19 protein-coding genes are annotated in these 14,082 nt (G+C 62.2%); 11 read left to right on the top strand and 8 right to left on the bottom strand.

Annotated features, from left to right (window positions below; genetic code table 11):
- Positions 1-2 precede the first annotated feature (2 nt).
- The 5 genes from EGJ27_RS16665 to EGJ27_RS16645 all read right to left on the bottom strand — a co-directional run bounded on the left by EGJ27_RS16665 (position 3) and on the right by EGJ27_RS16645 (position 3,950).
- Entirely contained in the window at positions 3-689 is a 687-nt protein-coding gene (locus EGJ27_RS16665) for an OmpW family protein (RefSeq protein WP_125831841.1), read from the bottom strand.
- A 98-nt stretch (positions 690-787) separates the two neighbouring features.
- Positions 788-1,309: a DUF3299 domain-containing protein gene (locus EGJ27_RS16660; RefSeq protein ID WP_125831840.1), complete on the bottom strand. Its 522-nt coding sequence runs from the start codon at positions 1,307-1,309 to the stop codon at positions 788-790.
- Between the two features lie 11 nt (positions 1,310-1,320).
- Positions 1,321-2,586, bottom strand: coding sequence for an ABC transporter permease (locus EGJ27_RS16655; RefSeq protein WP_125831839.1), 1,266 nt, complete (start codon positions 2,584-2,586; stop codon positions 1,321-1,323).
- Position 2,587: 1 nt separating this feature from the next.
- Positions 2,588-3,298, bottom strand: a complete 711-nt coding sequence (locus EGJ27_RS16650) for an ABC transporter ATP-binding protein (protein WP_125831838.1) — start codon at positions 3,296-3,298, stop codon at positions 2,588-2,590.
- A gap of 70 nt (positions 3,299-3,368) precedes the next feature.
- A complete protein-coding gene (locus EGJ27_RS16645) occupies positions 3,369-3,950 on the bottom strand; it encodes a DUF2796 domain-containing protein (RefSeq protein WP_125831837.1) in 582 nt (193 codons plus the stop codon).
- A gap of 274 nt (positions 3,951-4,224) precedes the next feature.
- Here EGJ27_RS16645 and EGJ27_RS16640 point away from each other — a divergent pair, with 274 nt between their 5' ends.
- A complete protein-coding gene (locus EGJ27_RS16640; RefSeq protein WP_125831836.1) occupies positions 4,225-4,647 on the top strand; it encodes a nuclear transport factor 2 family protein in 423 nt (140 codons plus the stop codon).
- A gap of 63 nt (positions 4,648-4,710) precedes the next feature.
- The gene (locus EGJ27_RS16635) at positions 4,711-5,061 is read left to right on the top strand and encodes a hypothetical protein (RefSeq protein WP_125831835.1); all 351 of its coding nucleotides are present in this window, start codon (positions 4,711-4,713) and stop codon (positions 5,059-5,061) included.
- Positions 5,062-5,067: 6 nt separating this feature from the next.
- Here EGJ27_RS16635 and trxA read toward each other — a convergent pair whose 3' ends face one another.
- From trxA to EGJ27_RS16620, 3 genes are all read right to left on the bottom strand, one after another.
- Positions 5,068-5,940, bottom strand: a complete 873-nt coding sequence (gene trxA / locus EGJ27_RS16630; protein WP_125831834.1) for a thioredoxin — start codon at positions 5,938-5,940, stop codon at positions 5,068-5,070.
- 194 nt (positions 5,941-6,134) lie between these two features.
- Positions 6,135-6,788: a methyltransferase gene (locus tag EGJ27_RS16625; protein WP_125831833.1), complete on the bottom strand. Its 654-nt coding sequence runs from the start codon at positions 6,786-6,788 to the stop codon at positions 6,135-6,137.
- The gene (locus EGJ27_RS16620) at positions 6,785-7,234 is read right to left on the bottom strand and encodes a hypothetical protein (protein WP_125831832.1); all 450 of its coding nucleotides are present in this window, start codon (positions 7,232-7,234) and stop codon (positions 6,785-6,787) included. The genes EGJ27_RS16625 and EGJ27_RS16620 overlap by 4 nt, the downstream gene beginning before the upstream one ends.
- 174 nt (positions 7,235-7,408) lie before the next feature.
- Here EGJ27_RS16620 and nrdR point away from each other — a divergent pair, with 174 nt between their 5' ends.
- The 9 genes from nrdR to EGJ27_RS16575 all read left to right on the top strand — a co-directional run bounded on the left by nrdR (position 7,409) and on the right by EGJ27_RS16575 (position 14,076).
- Entirely contained in the window at positions 7,409-7,873 is a 465-nt protein-coding gene (gene nrdR, locus EGJ27_RS16615; protein ID WP_025262018.1) for a transcriptional regulator NrdR, read from the top strand.
- On the top strand, positions 7,870-9,015 hold the full coding sequence (gene ribD / locus EGJ27_RS16610; RefSeq protein WP_125831831.1) for a bifunctional diaminohydroxyphosphoribosylaminopyrimidine deaminase/5-amino-6-(5-phosphoribosylamino)uracil reductase RibD: 1,146 nt from the start codon (positions 7,870-7,872) through the stop codon (positions 9,013-9,015). Before nrdR ends, ribD begins: the two co-directional genes overlap by 4 nt.
- Positions 9,016-9,062: 47 nt before the next feature.
- Positions 9,063-9,725, top strand: coding sequence for a riboflavin synthase (locus EGJ27_RS16605; RefSeq protein ID WP_125831830.1), 663 nt, complete (start codon positions 9,063-9,065; stop codon positions 9,723-9,725).
- Positions 9,726-9,742: 17 nt separating this feature from the next.
- Positions 9,743-10,834: a bifunctional 3,4-dihydroxy-2-butanone-4-phosphate synthase/GTP cyclohydrolase II gene (ribBA, locus tag EGJ27_RS16600; protein WP_125831829.1), complete on the top strand. Its 1,092-nt coding sequence runs from the start codon at positions 9,743-9,745 to the stop codon at positions 10,832-10,834.
- A 129-nt stretch (positions 10,835-10,963) separates the two neighbouring features.
- Positions 10,964-11,440, top strand: a complete 477-nt coding sequence (ribE, locus tag EGJ27_RS16595) for a 6,7-dimethyl-8-ribityllumazine synthase (protein WP_125831828.1) — start codon at positions 10,964-10,966, stop codon at positions 11,438-11,440.
- Positions 11,437-11,934: a transcription antitermination factor NusB gene (gene nusB / locus EGJ27_RS16590; RefSeq protein ID WP_125831827.1), complete on the top strand. Its 498-nt coding sequence runs from the start codon at positions 11,437-11,439 to the stop codon at positions 11,932-11,934. The genes ribE and nusB overlap by 4 nt, the downstream gene beginning before the upstream one ends.
- Positions 11,935-11,950: 16 nt before the next feature.
- Positions 11,951-12,916, top strand: coding sequence for a thiamine-phosphate kinase (gene thiL / locus EGJ27_RS16585; RefSeq protein WP_125831826.1), 966 nt, complete (start codon positions 11,951-11,953; stop codon positions 12,914-12,916).
- A 126-nt stretch (positions 12,917-13,042) separates the two neighbouring features.
- Positions 13,043-13,660 carry a GTP cyclohydrolase II gene (ribA, locus tag EGJ27_RS16580; protein ID WP_125831825.1) on the top strand — a complete coding sequence of 206 codons (618 nt, stop codon included), beginning with the start codon at positions 13,043-13,045 and terminating at the stop codon, positions 13,658-13,660.
- Positions 13,657-14,076 carry an MFS transporter gene (locus tag EGJ27_RS16575; RefSeq protein ID WP_125831824.1) on the top strand — a complete coding sequence of 140 codons (420 nt, stop codon included), beginning with the start codon at positions 13,657-13,659 and terminating at the stop codon, positions 14,074-14,076. Before ribA ends, EGJ27_RS16575 begins: the two co-directional genes overlap by 4 nt.
- Positions 14,077-14,082: the final 6 nt, after the last annotated feature.

Genomic DNA, 14,082 nt, shown 5'->3' with positions numbered 1-14,082 from the left:
TGTTAGAACTTATAACCCACGCCCACCATATAAACCCATGGATCGATATCCACATCAACCTTCGTCTTGCCAACGCTCAGCGCAGACGGGCCGTCAACTGTGGCTTTGGTGTCGATGTCGACGTACCAGACCGAAGCGTTGAGCAGGACGTTATCGGTGAGCATGTAGTCCATGCCCAACTGGCCGGCGAAGCCAACCGAGTCTTTCAGCTTGAGATCGCTGAACCCTTGGTCTTTGCGAGTGCCGGTCAGGTCGGTATCGAAGAACGTGGTGTAGTTGATGCCCACGCCGGCGTAGGGCTGAAAGCGGGAGGACGGTTCCATCGGGTAGTACTGCAGCGACAGTGTCGGTGGCAACTGCTTGACGTCGGCCAGTTTGCCGTCCAGGCCAGGCCCCAAACCTTTGACCGAAATGGTGTGGCTGAACGGCGTAGCAGCGAGCAGTTCGATGCCGACATGTTCGGTGAGCATATAGGCGAACGTCAGCCCGAGCTGGTTTTCGCCATCGGCTGTGGCTTTGGTGCCGGAAACCCTGGTGCCGTCCAGTTTTACTTCACTGCTGTCTTCGTTGGGCTCTACATGCGCGACGCCCGCGCGAACGATGAAGTCCCCGGGCTGGTAGGCGTGTGCAACAGTGGGGGCAGCGATGGCAAGCGCGATTACCGACGCGCGTAGCAGTAGCGAATTCATGGAGGGCTCCAATGGTCATAAAGTTATGACGCGATGTTAAAGCCCTGTATTTGCAGCCATCTTGATATAGCTCAATGAATGGCCGGAACTGAGGCGATTCAGGATTCGGGTAGCTCGTAGACCAGAATCTTGTCCGCCTGCATCTGGTAACCGGCTTCGGCCAGTTCGCTGGTCGACGATTTGGCCTGCATCGGCCCTTCGATCCAGTAAGGCTGATACAACTCATCCACCTTCACGCCCAGCTCGCTGGTGACATGCACGATCTGGTTCGACGGCGGCGGCGGCACATGGATGCAGGCGCCGAAATAAGGCACCAGGAGAAACTCCGTTACCCGGCCCTCCTCACTGACCTCCAGCGGCACGATGTAGCCTGGCAAGCGTACCTGTTTGCCATCCAGCGCCTTGACCACCGGCGCGTGCGGCTCCGATTGCCTGGCAGCGGGTGCGGCCTCCATGGCCAATGCGTCGGACAGCTTCGACATATCGTGGATGGGAGCGGTCACCGGTGCGACCGCCGGTGCATCGGGCGGGATCATCTCTTCCCAGGTCAGCAGCCGTGGCTCGGCCGCCCATAGTGACGGGCTGGCCGACAGCAGCAGGATGAACAGCAAGCGCCGCATGTTGAAACTCCTCATAAACGGATCGACAAGCCATCGGCCAGCGACTGTCGATAGGCCCGCCATGCTGGCACGATTCCCATCACCAACGCAGCAGCCAGAATACCGGCCAGCAGTGTCCACTCGTATTGGGTGGGTGCCGACAGTGCGAGGGACAAACCGTAATTGTTCTGCACATAGTCATGAGCGGCGAAGATACCCATGTACAGCAGCGCCACGCCATTGACAACGCCGGCCAGCGCCAGGGCGAATGCTTCCAGGACCAGCAGGCTCGCGATGTGCCAAGGGCGCGCACCGACAGAACGAAGAATCGCCATTTCCCGCCGACGCTCATTGAGACTGGTGAGAATCGCGGTCAGCATGCCGATCAGCCCGGTCAGCACCACGAACAGCGAGATCACGAACAAGGCTTTTTCAGCCGTGCCCATCAGGCTCCAGAGTTCCTGTAACGCCACGCCTGGAAGGATGGCCAGCATCGGTTCGCCGCGAAACTCATTGATCTGACGTTGCAGGCCGAAGATTGAAATCTTGCTGTTCAAACCCAGCATGAAGGCGGTGATCGCCTGGGGTTGCAGGTCCATGTTGCGCGCCTGGTCGGCGGAAATGCGCTCGTTGCCTCGGGCGGGCGCGCCGTTGTGCCAGTCGATATGAATGGCTTCCATGCCGCCCAGGCTGATGTGCAGCGTGCGATCCACCGGCGTGCCGGTGGGCTTGATGATCCCGACCACCGTGAACGGTTTGTCGTCGTGCTTGACCAGGCTGATCGCCGCCACGCCATGGGCCAGCACCAGCTTGTCACCCAGCTTGTAATGCAGCGCCTTGGCGACTTCGGAGCCCAGCACGACCTCGAACGGATCGGTCTGGAATTGGCGGCCCTCAGCCAGTTGCAGATGTTGCTGGCGGCCGAACTGGTAATGCTCGAAATAAGCGCTGTTAGTGCCCATTACCCGGTAGCCTCGGTGCGAATCGCCAAGGGAAATAGGAATGGCCCATTTGACCTGTTCGTTCTCGGCAAAATGCTCGTAGCTGTCCCAGCGGATGTTGTTAGTGGCATTGCCTATGCGAAACACCGAGTACAACAGCAGGTTGATCGAGCCGGAGCGGGCGCCGACGATCAGATCAGTGCCGCTGATGGTGCTGGCGAAACTGTTGCGCGCCTCGGTGCGGACCCGCTCGACGGCCAGCAACAGGCACACCGACAAGGCAATGGCGAATGCGGTCAGCAAAGCGGTGAAACGGCGATTGGACAAACTGGCCAGGGCCAAGCGGAACAGATACATCTCAAATCTCCACGGCGACGGCGGCACGGTTGAGTTCAGCCAGCGACAGGTGGCGGTCGAACAGCGGCGCCAGGCTCTGGTCGTGGCTGACGAACAGCAGGCTGGCGCCCGCTTCACGGCATTCGGCGAACAGCAACTGGATGAAGGCTTCGCGCGCATCGGCGTCCAGCGCTGAGGTCGGCTCGTCAGCGATGACCAGTTCGGGCTGGCCGATCAGTGCACGAGCCGCGGCGACCCGTTGTTGTTGGCCGATCGATAGCGCATCGGCACGCCGGTCAAGCAACGCTGCATCTCTCAACCCCAAATGGGCGAGCAATGTTGTCGTCGCGGTTTCGACGCTGCCATGGCGCTGTTTCGCACGTTCGGCGCGGACCTTTGAGAAGTGACAGGGAAGCTCGACGTTTTCCCGAACCGAAAGGAACGGCAGCAAGTTGAACTGCTGAAAGATGTAGCCAGTGTGGTCGACGCGGAAACGGTCACGGGCGCCTGCGGACAGTTGCGACAGATCCTGACCGAGCAGGCGAATGCTGCCTTGAATCGGCTGCTGCACGCCACCCAGCAGACCCAGCAACGTGGTCTTGCCGCTGCCACTGGGGCCTTTGAGGAACAGCGTCTCGCCGGGTTGCAGCTCAAAGCTCGGAATATCCAGCAGCTGCGGATGCCCCGGCCAGTTGAACGTCAGGTCCGACAATTCGATAAGTGCTTGGGTCATGGCCTGTCCAGGGTGTCGGTTGGAAAGTAAAAGACCGGGCAAGGCCCGGTCGGTGCAGCACCGCTGGTGATCAGAACTTCAGCGTGGGATTGGCCGCAATGACTTCAGCGCCGGACTGACCGCCTGGCGAGATCAGCTGAACCTGCAATTTTTTGGTGTCCGGGAAGGTCTTGAAGATGTTGGACAGATCCAGATTCTTCAGAATGGCCGGCGCGTCGCAGACGAACGCATACGAGCCGTGGATTTCGCTGTGCTCGTGGTCGTGTTCCTCGCCTCTGGCATCCTCATGTTCATCCCTGTCGCCGAACAGCGGGCTGGACAGCTTGACCGAGGTCGCCGAGCAGTTTGCCGCATCGGGAATGTTGAACAGCGCATTGGGCTTGAGCAACAGTTCGCGCGCCTGGGTGACCTTGGCTTTGTCCTCGGCGGAAGTGGCCTGGTGCTCGAAACCCACGATGTTCATGGCCGGGCTGTCGAACTGGAATTCCAGCTTCTTGCCTTCCAGCACGACGTCCAGGCGGCCCACGCCATGTTCATGAGCGCCCAGGCTGGCGTGCTCTTCGCCATGATCGTGGTCGTGATCATGCTCAGCGGCATGTGCGACGGCCATTGGCAGCCAGGCGAAGGGAAGGGCGAGAAGCAGACGACGCATAACGAACTCCGGACAAGGACGAAAACTGTAATGTGATCTTATAACAATTATTCTTCGGGAAGATGGCTTTTTTGTTTTCGTTCAGCCTGGAGATTTAGCAGGGTTCCACCTCCGGTCGTCAGAACTCCAGCATGTCGGGCCGATGCCCGGCCGCACTTGCGCGCTTCAGCGTAGCTCCTACGCTCAGGAAGGGGCGCCGAAGCAGGATGCCGGGTGCGTTCCTCGTTACTGGAGCTTCAGGGCACTGCATGTGCCGCATCAAGGAAGAATTCTCATGAGCCACGATCATCGAAACGCGCAGACACTGCGCACCCTCTATCAAGACCTGACCCGGATCGATGAATTCGCCGATCCCGCCATCGTCCTGCACAAGGCCGACCGTGGCGCCGGCGGCGGTCTGTCCATGGCCATCGGCAGGCGGGCAGTGCGCGACCACGAGCTGAATCTGGTCGACAAGGCCCATCAGACGCTGCAAATGGAAGTGCATGACATCATCGCCGACGACCATTTCGGCGCCGTGCTCGGCACCCTTCACGCCACCTGCGAAGGCCAGACCATCGGCATGCCGTTCTGCGGGCTGTGGCGCTTTCGCGACGGCAAGGTCGTCGAACACTGGGAGAACGCCTATGACGCCAGGGTGTTGAACGGTTTCCTGATGGGCGATGAATCCACCGCCATGCGCTGGATCAGTGCATGAGCGTGGGATTACCGCGCCGCCTGTGGGAGCATGTGCGCCTGACAGTCTGCAGGTAGAGATCACATGTTGCGTATCCGTGGAACCGTGGGCCAGTGGCCGGTCGATCTGACCCTGGAGCTGGATGACGAAGACTGGGCGAAGCTGGGCGCGCAGCTCAAACCCGTTGCACCGCAAACCGCTGCAACCCAGGTGCCGGACGGCAAACCCGCCATTCAGGACGACACCGCCTGGCACACGGCAGTGAGCATCCTGCAAGGCGCGGGGCGCATGAGCGGTCCGCAGCTGCTTGCCCAGCTGGAAGGATTGACCGGCAGCACCGCAGCGGGCAAACGCCTGTTGGTGCGTTTGCGCCACAGCGCCCATGTGAAGGTCGACAACGGAGCCGACGCTCCGCTTTACAGCTGGGTCGAATAAGCGGGTTCAGTACAGCGCGGCGAACAGCTTGCGGCGATAAGTGGTGACCAGCGGGTGATCGTTGCCCAGCAGATCGAACACTTGCAGCAGCGTCTTGTGCGGCAGGCCATCGGAGTAGCTGCGGTTGCGGATGAACAGCTTGAGCAGGCCGTCCAGTGCTGCATCGTACTGCTGACGCGACAGTTGCAGGATCGCCAGCTGATGGGAGGCTTCGTCGTCTTGCGGATTCTGCGCCAGGCGCGTCTTCAACTCGGCGGCCTCGGGCAGCGAGGCGGCTTCGGCGAGGAAGGTCAACTGCGCGCGGGCACCGGCCAGTTCGGCCTTGTGCGCATCGCTCTTGACCGCATCCAGCACCGCGCCGGCTTCGCTCAACTCGCCGCGCTCGGCCAGGCAGCGCGCGTACAGGATCAACGCCGCGGCGTTGGTGTTGTCTTCGCCCAGCAAACCCTTGAGCACCGCTTCCGCGTCGGCAAAGCGGCTGTCGGCGAACAGCTCCTGCGCCTGCTTGAGCGGATCGGCGGCCGGCGGTGGTGGCATCACGACGTGCTGATCCAGCAGCTTGCGGATTTCCGACTCGGGCTGCGCTCCGGCGAAGCCATCGACCGGTTGGCCGTCCTTGAACAACACCACGGTCGGCAGACTGCGAATGCCGAAGCGGGCCACGATGTCCTGCTCGATGTCGCAGTTGACCTTGGCCAGCAGCAATTCGCCCTGGTAGCTCTCGGTAATCTGCTCAAGCAGCGGCATCAGCACCTTGCACGGTGCGCACCACTCGGCCCAGAAATCCACCAGCACGGGCTGGTCGAATGACTTCTCGATCACCAGTTGATCGAAGGTCGCGGCGGTTGCTTCGAAAATGTAAGCAGTGTCCTGGCTCATTACGCGTCTCGCAGAATCTGAATGGCATCAACTATAAAGCCCGCGAGGCTTTGCTGAAAGCGATGCCGAGTGTAGCAGGGCGTTTGCCTGCGACAAGGCTGGTACAGACGCAACAGGGCCACGTAGGAACGGACTTGTCCGCGAAGCGGTTGGTGCTTATGCAACAGGGCCATGTAGGAGCGGAGATGATGTATTCAGCGGGTTGCGTGATAAAGACTCACATCCCGAAACTCGTGAGGCTCGGCCAGGTCGGGCAGGGTGTGGGCGTGAAGCATCGCCAGGCGTCGGTAGGCCGGATGCTTGAAATCGCGCACCCGCGAATCGGCCACCAGCGCTTGCCGACCGCGAGTGAGGAACTGGTCGAGCAGTGGCAGGTTGGCCCGGTCGTAAAGCACATCGGCGACCAGAATCAGGTCGAAGCGGTCAGCCTCGGTGAAGAAGTCCGTCGAGTAACCCAGCGTCACGCGGTTGAGCTTGGCGTTGGCGCGGCAGGCGGCAATGGCAAGCGGGTCCAGATCACACGCCACCACCTCTGCCGCTCCGGCACGCAGCGCGGCAATACCTGCCACGCCCGAACCCGCGCCGAAATCCAGCACACGGCGGCCGGCGACCCACTCTGGATGCTGAGCGAGGAATCGCGCCAGGGCCAATCCGCTCGCCCAGCAGAAACTCCAGTAAGGCGGTTCGTCGAGAATGCGCCGGGTCTCATCGGGACTGAAAGCCCGGTCCATGTTGTGGGCATCGATCAGCCACAATTTCAGGTCCGTTCCCGGCAGCTCGGTAGCCACCAGGCGCGCGTCGCCCAGCAGTTCACTGAGAGCGTGCTGAAGCTGTGGCGCAGCGGTCACGGTGCGCTAACGAACTGCAGCGGTCCGAGTGCCTGGGTGGTCGCCTGCTGAATGCGCATCGACGGCAAATGCAGGATCAGTTGCCCGGACTTGCTGGCGCGGCCCCGCAACTCGACCGCTCCGCTGGCTGGAAACGCTTCAGGGTTGAAGCGCAACTGGAAGGGCAGCGACTGACCGTTGCCTTGCAGCGTGGTGCTGGTAAGCAGTTTTTGCGGTCGGCCACGTTCATCGACCACCAGCATGGCCATTTCCACTTCGGCACCGGCAGGCACGCCGAGCAGTTGGCCGCTGATTTCACGCTGGTAGGGTTGCAGCGGACCTGGGCCTGCCGGGACCTTGAGCACCGGTGCGGCAGGTTTGGCTGCTACGGGTGGCGGCGTATCGTTGCTGCTGCAGGCGGCCAGCAGGCCGAACAGACCTAGCAGAACAAGGGGGCGTAGCGTCATGAGAGCTCCACAGAACAAAAAACGAAAGGCTGAGTGACGCCAGAGATGCAGTATTACCGAGCCCGGGTAATTTCACACCGCTTCGATGCGCGTTTATATACCGCAAAGCCCAAGTCTTGTCTTGCGAGCGGGATGCGCTACCATGACGCTCCTCATTTTTTGTTGCCTGCCACCATGCACTGTCCCTTCTGCGGTGCCAATGACACCAAAGTCATCGACTCCCGCCTTGTCGCCGAAGGCGAACAGGTACGTCGCCGTCGCGAATGCCTGGCTTGCGGTGAGCGCTTCACCACGTTCGAAACCGCCGAGCTGGTATTGCCCCGCCTGATCAAACAGGACGGCAGCCGTCAGCCGTTCGACGAAGAAAAGCTACGCGCCGGCATGCAGCGCGCCCTGGAAAAACGCCCGGTCAGCGTCGAGCGCCTGGAAGCGGCGCTGGTGCACATCAAGCACAAGCTGCGGGCCACCGGCGAACGGGAAGTCAAATCCCTGGTGGTGGGTGAACTGGTCATGACCGAGCTGCAAAAGCTCGACGAAGTGGCTTACATCCGTTTCGCTTCGGTCTATCGCCGCTTTCAGGATCTCAACGAGTTTCGTGAAGAGATCGAGCGGCTGGCTCGTGAGCCGGGCAAGGAATGAACGGTTCGCTGACCGAGCAAGGCGCTCTCGACGTCCATTACATGGCGCGGGCGCTGGAGCTGGCGCGCAAGGGTATCTACTCCGCGCACCCGAATCCGCGGGTCGGCTGCGTCATCGTGCGCGGCGGCCGTATCGTCGGTGAAGGCTGGCATGCGCGGGCCGGTGAGCCACATGCCGAGGTTCATGCCCTGCGTCAGGCCGGCGACAAAGCCCGTGGCGCGACCGCTTACGTCACTCTCGAACCCTGCAGTCACCACGGGCGCACGCCACCGTGCGCCGACGCGCTGGTCAATGCCGGGCTTGGCCGGGTCGTCGCCGCCATGCAGGACCCCAATCCCGAAGTAGCGGGGCGTGGTCTGCTGAGGCTGATGAGCGCCGGGATCGTCACCCAGAGTGGCGTGCTGGAAGCCGAAGCGCGGGCGTTGAACAAAGGTTTTCTGAAGCGCATGGAAAAGGGCCTGCCTTACGTGCGGGTCAAGCTGGCGATGAGCCTGGACGGTCGCACGGCCATGGCCAGCGGCGAAAGCCAGTGGATCACCGGCCCCGAAGCGCGCTCCGCCGTGCAGCGCCTGCGCGCGCAGTCCAGCGTGGTGCTGACCGGCGCCGATACGGTGCTGGCCGATAACGCCCGGCTGACCGTTCGCCCTGACGAGCTGGGCCTCAACGCCGAGCTGACCGCTCTTGCGGCCCTGCGTCCGCCGCTGCGGGTGTTGATCGATGGTCGCCTGCGCGTGCCGCTCGACGCGCCGTTTTTCCAGTCGGGCTCGACGCTGGTGGCCACCCAGGCCGCCGCTTCTGCGCGTAGCCGTTATCAGGATGAGGGCCATGAAATCCTGGCGCTGGCCGACAGCTCGGGTCATGTGGATCTGCACAAGTTGCTGCTGGAGCTGGCCTCCCGCGGCGCCAACGATGTGCTGGTGGAGGCCGGGCCGCGTCTGGCCGGCGCCTTCACTCGCCAGGGGCTGGTGGACGAGTTCCAGATATTCATCGCCGGCAAGTTTCTCGGTTCCTCGGCACGACCGCTGCTCGATCTGCCGCTGGCGCAGATGAGCGAGGCGCTGGAACTGAACATCGTAGAAATGCGCGCCGTGGGCAATGACTGGCGAGTCATCGCTCTCCCAGTCAGCGCGTCCGGCGTATAATTCCCGGCTTTCGCCTAGCGCGCAGGCCTTGTTCTCCTGGAGGACCCATGTTTACCGGCATTATCGAATCCATCGGCAGCATCCGCGCCCTGACTCCCAAAGGCGGCGACGTCCGCGTCCACGTGGCCACCGGCAAACTCGACTTGAGCGACGTCAAGCTCGGCGACAGCATTGCGGTCAACGGCGTGTGCCTGACGGCGGTCGAACTGCCGGGTGATGGCTTCTGGGCCGATGTCAGCCGCGAAACCCTGGATGTCACCGCGTTCGTGGACCTCAAAGTCGGCAGCCCGGTCAATCTGGAAAAAGCCCTGACGCCGACCACTCGCCTGGGCGGCCATCTGGTCAGCGGCCATGTCGACGGGGTCGGCGAAGTGATCTCCCGCGAAGAAAATGCCCGCGCCATCCAGTTCCGCGTGCGCGCACCGCGCGAGCTGGCCAAGTACATTTCCCACAAGGGTTCGATCACTGTCGACGGCACCAGCCTGACCGTGAACGCCGTCAATGGCGCCGAGTTCGAGCTGACCATCGTGCCGCACACCCTGGCTGAAACCATCATGGCTGACTACCGTCCGGGCCGTAAGGTCAATCTGGAAGTGGACCTGCTGGCGCGCTATCTGGAGCGCCTGCTGATGGGCGACAAGGCGGCCGAGCCGACCAAGGGCGGGATCACCGAAAGCTTTCTGGCCGAAAACGGCTACCTCAAATCCTGAATTGAAGGGGGTGCCGAGTGGCGCTCAACACTGTCGAAGAACTGGTTGAAGACATCCGCCAGGGCAAGATGGTCATCCTGATGGATGACGAAGACCGCGAGAACGAAGGCGACCTGATCATGGCCGCCGAATGCGTGAAGCCGGAGCACATCAACTTCATGGCGCGCTACGCCCGTGGCCTGATCTGCATGCCCATGACCCGCGAGCGCTGCGAAGCCCTCAAGCTTCCGCTCATGGCGCCGCGCAATGGCTCCGGCTTTGGCACCAAGTTCACCGTCTCCATCGAAGCCGCCGAAGGTGTCACCACCGGCATCTCCGCCGCCGACCGCGCCCGTACCGTTCAGGCGGCTGCCGCCAGGGATGCGAAAGCCGAAGACATCGTCAGCCCGGGCCACATCTTTCCGTTGATGGCCCAGGCCGGCGGCACGCTGGCTCGCGCCGGTCACACTGAAGCCGCGTGCGACCTGGCGCGCATGGCCGGTTTCGAGCCAAGCGGCGTGATCTGTGAAGTGATGAACGACGACGGCACCATGTCCCGCCGCGCCGAACTCGAAGCCTTTGCGCTGGAGCACGACATCAAGATCGGCACCATTGCCGACCTGATTCACTACCGGATGATCCACGAACGTACCGTTCAGCGGATTGCCGAGCAGCCGCTGGACAGCGAACTGGGCAGTTTCAACCTGGTGACCTATCGCGATTCGGTCGAAGGCGATGTCCACCTGGCCCTCACTCTCGGCACCATCAGCGGCGACGAGCCGACCCTGGTCCGGGTGCATAACATGGACCCGTTGCGCGACCTGCTGATGGTCAACCAGCCCGGCCGCTGGAGTCTGCGGGCCGCGATGAGCGCGGTGTCCGAGGCTGGGAGCGGCGTCGTGCTGCTGCTCGGTCACCCTCTCGACGGCGACGTCCTGCTGGCGCATATTCGCGAAACCGCAGGCCAGTTGCCGATCAAGACGCCGACCACTTACAGCACCGTCGGTGCCGGCTCGCAGATCCTGCGCGACCTGGGCGTGCGCAAGATGCGGCTAATGAGTTCGCCAATGAAGTTCAATGCGATATCCGGTTTCGATCTGGAAGTTGTAGAATACGTGCCCTCCGAATAAATACCGGCAGGACCGGCCATGCGAGCGCCGAGTGTTCGCATGGTCCGGCCTGGCAGTTCCGATTCGTGGCCTAAACTCCCTCAAAGTCCGCCGCAGGCTGGCTTGCTCTTTAATACGAGACTCACCCGAATGACCTTGAAGACCATCGAAGGTACTTTCATCGCCCCCCAAGGCCGCTACGCCTTGGTAGTTGGCCGTTTCAACAGCTTCGTCGTGGAAAGCCTGGTAAGCGGTGCGGTGGATGCCCTCGTTCGCCATGGCGTGCGCGAGAGCGACATCACCATCATCCGCGCTCCGGGTGCGTTCGAACTTCCGCTGGTCGTGCAAAAAGTTGCCGAGCGCAAGGAATTCGCAGCCATCGTGGCACTGGGCGCAGTCATCCGTGGCGGCACCCCGCACTTCGAATACGTGGCCGGCGAGTGCGTCAAAGGCATTTCCCAGGTGGCGATGCAGTTCGGTGTTCCGGTTGCATTCGGCGTGTTGACGGTCGACTCGATCGAGCAGGCCATCGAGCGTTCCGGCACCAAGGCCGGCAACAAAGGCGCTGAAGCTGCCTTGTCTGCTGTTGAAATGGTCAGTCTGCTGTCGCAGCTGGAGGCCAAGTGATTTCCGACGATAGCGATCAGTTCAACCCGCGTGATGCCAAGTCGCCCGAGGCTGCCAAAGGCAAGAGCGCCAAGCGCCGCGAAGCGCGTCAGCTGGCGACCCAGGCTTTGTACCAGTGGCACATGGCGGGTCATTCGCTGAATGAAATCGAGGCGCAATTTCGCGTCGACAACGATTTCAGCAACGTCGACGGCGCCTATTTCCGTGAGCTGCTGCATGGCGTGGCCACCAACAAGACCGAGATCGATACCGCTCTGACGCCTTGCCTGGACCTGACCATCGACGAACTCGATCCGGTTGAACTGGCGGTTCTGCGCCTGTCCACGTTCGAGCTGCTCAAGCGCATCGACGTGCCTTACCGCGTTGTCATCAACGAAGGCATCGAGCTGGCTAAAGTCTACGGCTCCACCGATGGCCACAAGTTCGTCAACGGTGTGCTGGACAAGCTGGCTCCGCGTCTGCGCGAAGCTGAAGTGAAGGCTTACAAGCGCTAGGTCGCGCTGTCCTTCCATGGGCGAGTTCGAGCTGATCCGCAATTACTTCGCCGCCGCGCCCTGTGCGCAGGCTGGCGGAGACGTTGCACTGGGGATCGGCGACGACTGCGCCTTGCTGGCGCTGCCAGCCGGTGAGCAGTTGGCGATCTCCACCGATACCCTGGTTGCCGGGGTGCATTTCCCTCAGGTATGTGACCCGTTTCTGCTGGCCCAGCGGGCTCTGGCCGTATCTGCCAGCGATCTGGCTGCCATGGGTGCTCGTCCTGTCGGCTTTACTCTTGCTCTGACGCTTCCGGATGTCGATGCCGACTGGCTGCAGGCGTTCGCCCAGGGTTTGAACACGATGGCGCAAGCGTGCGAGCTGCGCTTGATCGGCGGCGACACCACGCGCGGGCCGCTCAGCCTGACACTTACCGTGTTCGGCGCGGTTCCGGCGGGGCTGGCCCTGACACGCGCCGGCGCACGTGAAGGCGACTTGCTGTGCGTGGGTGGCAATCTGGGTGAAGGCGCCGGTGCGCTGGCGCTGGTGCTGGAACAGCACACGGCGCAGGCGTCTGTCACTGATTTTCTGCTGGCTCGCTACTGGTCGCCGCAACCGCAACTGGCTTTAGGTCAGGCTTTGCGGGGCAAGGCCACGGCCGCGCTGGATATCTCCGACGGCCTGCTGGCGGACTGCGGGCATATTGCCAGGGCGTCGAATGTTCGGCTGGTCGTCGAGCGCGACAAACTGCCTTTGTCGGCGCAACTGCTAACGTTGTTCGACACTTGTGCCGCACAGCAAGCGGCGTTCAGTGGCGGCGACGATTATGTCCTGGCGTTTACATTGCGACACGAAGCGCTGGCCGGGCTGCTCGCGGCGGGCTGGCCGGTGCATGTGATTGGCCGCGTGGAAGCCGGGCAGGGCGTGGCGGTGGTCGACGCGGCCGGGTGCGACGTCACGCCGACGGCGCGCGGTTACCAGCATTTCGGAACGGCGCCTTGACACCGGGGCCGGCCCGACACATCGATTTTCACTATCACAATGGTCAATACTTCACGCTGAGCGTCTGTAGGAACCTGCTGTTACAATGCAGGCCTTGCCAGTCTTCATACTGATTAGGAGCACCCGGTGCCCGTCGTCTTTGTCGCCGCTTCCAAGCTGCCTACCCCTTTTGCGCAATTCACCATGCATGGCTTTCTTGAGTCGGCCACCGGCCGTGAGCACGTTGTCCTGAGTCTGGGTGATATAGCGGATGGTGCCCCTGTTCTTGGCCGCGTGCATTCCGAATGCCTTACTGGCGATGCGCTGTTCAGTCAGCGCTGCGATTGCGGTTCCCAGCTCGAAGCCGCTCTGCGCGCCATTGCCACCGAAGGTCGCGGCGTGCTGCTTTATCTGCGTCAGGAAGGTCGTGGCATTGGGCTGATGAACAAAATCCGCGCCTACGAATTGCAGGACGGTGGTGCCGATACCGTCGAAGCCAATGAACGTCTGGGTTTCGCCGCCGATCAGCGCGACTACGCCATCTGCCTGCCGATGTTGCAGCACCTGGGTGTCGAATCCCTGCGGCTGATGACCAACAATCCGCGCAAGGTAAAAGCCCTGACCGAGATGGGCATAAAAGTGGCTGAGCGCGTGCCGCTGCACACTGGCCAGAATCCGCATAACAAGCTGTACCTGGCGACCAAGGCCGGCAAGCTTGGGCACATGATGGGCAACGAGCATCAGAGCGAGGTCGACCCCGCGTGACACGCGGCCAGGTCCGGCGTCGGCTGGGAGTGGCCTGGTGGCAACTGCTGGGCCTGGCGCTTGCGCCGCTGTTGGTGGTGTGTGTGTTTTTTGATCTGGAGGAACCGCTCATCCCGATGCTGGCGATGCCGATATTCCTCGCCGGCATTGGCTCGATGTTTCTCAGTCTCAAGCCGTTTGGGGCCTACAAGCGGGCACTGAGTGCGACGGGTTCCGCACTGGGCACGACGGAAGAACTTCCGGCCTGGTTGAGGCTGGCGGCAGTGCGCCGAGTCGCTCTGCTGTATGCCGGGCTCCCCGCCTGGATCGCAGCATTCGCCGCTTTCATCGGACTGGAAGCAGTGCCAGTGTGGTTACTGGCGCTTTCGAGTGTGGTGCTGTTTTATCTCTACCGAGTTCCTCGGCAGCTGGGTTGACTGTGT

The sequence above is a fragment of the Pseudomonas sp. v388 genome (genome assembly GCF_003935425.1).
GTDB lineage: Bacteria > Pseudomonadota > Gammaproteobacteria > Pseudomonadales > Pseudomonadaceae > Aquipseudomonas.
Note: the sequence above shows the minus strand (reverse complement) of the source record. Positions and strands in the feature narration are given on the sequence as shown.

Excerpts from the sequence above, each read along its gene's own strand:
- EGJ27_RS16665 (WP_125831841.1), bottom strand. The coding sequence starts at position 689 with ATGAATTCGCTACTGCTACGCGCGTCGGTAATCGCGCTTGCCATCGCT.
- EGJ27_RS16660 (WP_125831840.1), bottom strand. The coding sequence starts at position 1,309 with ATGCGGCGCTTGCTGTTCATCCTGCTGCTGTCGGCCAGCCCGTCACTA.
- EGJ27_RS16655 (WP_125831839.1), bottom strand. The coding sequence starts at position 2,586 with ATGTATCTGTTCCGCTTGGCCCTGGCCAGTTTGTCCAATCGCCGTTTC.
- EGJ27_RS16650 (WP_125831838.1), bottom strand. The coding sequence starts at position 3,298 with ATGACCCAAGCACTTATCGAATTGTCGGACCTGACGTTCAACTGGCCG.
- EGJ27_RS16645 (WP_125831837.1), bottom strand. The coding sequence starts at position 3,950 with ATGCGTCGTCTGCTTCTCGCCCTTCCCTTCGCCTGGCTGCCAATGGCC.
- EGJ27_RS16640 (WP_125831836.1), top strand. The coding sequence starts at position 4,225 with ATGAGCCACGATCATCGAAACGCGCAGACACTGCGCACCCTCTATCAA.
- EGJ27_RS16635 (WP_125831835.1), top strand. The coding sequence starts at position 4,711 with ATGTTGCGTATCCGTGGAACCGTGGGCCAGTGGCCGGTCGATCTGACC.
- trxA (WP_125831834.1), bottom strand. The coding sequence starts at position 5,940 with ATGAGCCAGGACACTGCTTACATTTTCGAAGCAACCGCCGCGACCTTC.
- EGJ27_RS16620 (WP_125831832.1), bottom strand. The coding sequence starts at position 7,234 with ATGACGCTACGCCCCCTTGTTCTGCTAGGTCTGTTCGGCCTGCTGGCC.
- nrdR (WP_025262018.1), top strand. The coding sequence starts at position 7,409 with ATGCACTGTCCCTTCTGCGGTGCCAATGACACCAAAGTCATCGACTCC.
- ribD (WP_125831831.1), top strand. The coding sequence starts at position 7,870 with ATGAACGGTTCGCTGACCGAGCAAGGCGCTCTCGACGTCCATTACATG.
- EGJ27_RS16605 (WP_125831830.1), top strand. The coding sequence starts at position 9,063 with ATGTTTACCGGCATTATCGAATCCATCGGCAGCATCCGCGCCCTGACT.
- ribE (WP_125831828.1), top strand. The coding sequence starts at position 10,964 with ATGACCTTGAAGACCATCGAAGGTACTTTCATCGCCCCCCAAGGCCGC.
- thiL (WP_125831826.1), top strand. The coding sequence starts at position 11,951 with ATGGGCGAGTTCGAGCTGATCCGCAATTACTTCGCCGCCGCGCCCTGT.